General features: G+C 40.2%; 3 protein-coding genes. 2 read left to right on the plus strand and 1 reads right to left on the minus strand.

Translation table 11 applies throughout. The annotated features are described in order from the left end of the window. Positions 1-120: 120 nt before the first annotated feature. Positions 121-468, minus strand: coding sequence for a winged helix-turn-helix domain-containing protein (locus AC2VE5_RS27535; protein WP_486890707.1), 348 nt, complete (start codon positions 466-468; stop codon positions 121-123). 92 nt (positions 469-560) lie between these two features. On the opposite strand from AC2VE5_RS27535, the gene AC2VE5_RS27540 reads away from it, so the two are divergent. Then, positions 561-809, plus strand: a complete 249-nt coding sequence (locus AC2VE5_RS27540; RefSeq protein ID WP_486890708.1) for a hypothetical protein — start codon at positions 561-563, stop codon at positions 807-809. A 106-nt stretch (positions 810-915) separates the two neighbouring features. After that, positions 916-1011 (plus strand): hypothetical protein, encoded by a 96-nt coding sequence (locus tag AC2VE5_RS27545; RefSeq protein WP_486890709.1) that lies wholly within the window; start codon positions 916-918, stop codon positions 1009-1011. The last annotated feature ends 448 nt before the right edge of the window (positions 1012-1459 follow it).

Genomic DNA, 1459 nt, shown 5'->3' on the forward strand with positions numbered 1-1459 from the left:
CTGCTCAATGGTCAGTCTTTGTTTCTCGGTCGTTTGTTTCCTTTATCCTTTAATCGTTTCAGCGATTTATCTTTTTCTGATTCTTCCTAATTGTAAAAAACCTACCCTTGTAAGGTATCCTTACCCCCAAAAGCTGCCGCCCAGATATAACCACAGACATCCCCCCACAATAGGTGACACTCGTCCAGGAAAAATATACTCATGCGCCCAGACACTATCTCTGGCATCCATTGGCTGAGTTGGGCAAGAATTTCTAGTTTTTTTGACTAACTCTGGATCTTTGTGCGGGTTGCACTTTTGGGTTTTCTTCCAACTGATGCCTGCAGCAGCAAATAACTCATAGTAGCTCTGTCGGGATTTGAAGCGGATGTTGTAGGTGTCACAGATATACTGTTGCAATTGTCTTAGATTCCAATAATTCTTCTGCTGCAACCAGTTAATTACCGCTTGCCGTTGTTGGCTGTTCAAATACCCCTTGCTGCCTTGATAGCTCAGTTGTAAGCTGTGAGACATATAAAAAGCATAAAATAGAAGTTTAAGAAACAAGGTTGGAGGGAGGAATGCCTGCTAAAGGATTTCTAAATTTTGAACAGAAGGAGAGATTGCAAATCCTAGTGCGTTCCCATGATTGTCCAAGATTGAGAGAACACGCCCTGATCCTGTTACTGCAAAACGATGGTAAAAGCTATGAAGAGATTGCTAATTTTATTGGTTGTGGGTATCGAAATGTAGCACACTGGTGCGTACATGGCGACCCGGATAACCTGGATAGTTTGAAAGACAAACGACAGCAAGGAAATTACCCTTAAAGCTACAGAGCAATATATTAAATTATTACTAGAAGTTGTTGAACTCCCGCCGAAGGAATTAGGGTATGAATTTGGTAGATGGACGGGAGAAAGATTATCGACTTATCTGGAACAGCAGACAGGAATTAACTTGAGCAGTAAACAAATTACTCGAATATTGCAAAAAAAAACTACGTTTACATTTGGGCGAAGTCCAGCTTAGAATCTAAGCAAAATCAGGCACAAAGAGCAATATTTCGAGAGAAATTAGCAAGTTATTTGAAAGCAGGGCAAGTAGCACCAGAGTTTTTTCAAGTATGGTTTTGGGACGAAACTGGATTCAGTTTACGAGTAATCAGACGTAAATGCTGGACAATTCGAGGAAAGAGGCAAAAAGTGACAGGTACTCGATGCTGAGGGCGAATAAACGTAATGGGTGGACTACGTTATCATGACAGACTTAGCTTAAACTTTTTTGTAGACAAAGGTAATGGTGATAGTTTTTTTGAGCAATTAGTTTTGTTAAATAAATTCGTCTGTACTGATACTAAGTTGTGGTCAGAGGTAGTAGAGTATTAAATAGAGAGAACTTTGGCAAAGATAAATGTACAGGAGTCAAGTAACGCAAGCCTGTCCTCATCTAGACCTAGAGACAGTCAAGCAGAAAGTAA

Source organism: Aliterella sp. E5.1 (assembly GCF_057473825.1).